This is a genomic window from Escherichia sp. MOD1-EC5990 (assembly GCF_002965285.1).
GTDB classification, from domain to species: domain Bacteria; phylum Pseudomonadota; class Gammaproteobacteria; order Enterobacterales; family Enterobacteriaceae; genus Escherichia; species Escherichia coli_F.
This window is the reverse complement of sequence record NZ_PTRV01000079.1, coordinates 1-480: the sequence shown is the minus strand read 5'-3', so window position 1 is coordinate 480 and position 480 is coordinate 1. Positions and strand designations below refer to the sequence as shown.

The 480-nt window shown below is 45.6% G+C and carries 2 tRNA genes; both read left to right on the top strand.

The window, feature by feature from the left end:
• Positions 1-94 precede the first annotated feature (94 nt).
• Positions 95-171 (top strand) — tRNA-Ile (locus BEB42_RS25955).
• A 42-nt stretch (positions 172-213) separates the two neighbouring features.
• Positions 214-289: transfer RNA gene (locus BEB42_RS25950), tRNA-Ala, on the top strand.
• Positions 290-480: the final 191 nt, after the last annotated feature.

Here is a 480-nt window from a genome sequence, read left to right as displayed (position 1 = left end):
GAACCTGCGGTTGGATCACCTCCTTACCTTAAAGAACTGTACTTTGCAGTGCTCACACAGATTGTCTGATGAAAATGAGCAGTAAAACCTCTACAGGCTTGTAGCTCAGGTGGTTAGAGCGCACCCCTGATAAGGGTGAGGTCGGTGGTTCAAGTCCACTCAGGCCTACCAAATTTGCACCGCAAATTTGAAGAGGTTTTAACTACATGTTATGGGGCTATAGCTCAGCTGGGAGAGCGCCTGCTTTGCACGCAGGAGGTCTGCGGTTCGATCCCGCATAGCTCCACCATCTCTGTAGTGATTAAATAAAAAATACTTCAGAGTGTACCTGCAAAGGTTCACTGCGAAGTTTTGCTCTTTAAAAATCTGGATCAAGCTGAAAATTGAAACACTGAACAACGAGAGTTGTTCGTGAGTCTCTCAAATTTTCGCAACACGATGATGAATCGCAAGAAACATCTTCGGGTTGTGAGGTTAAGC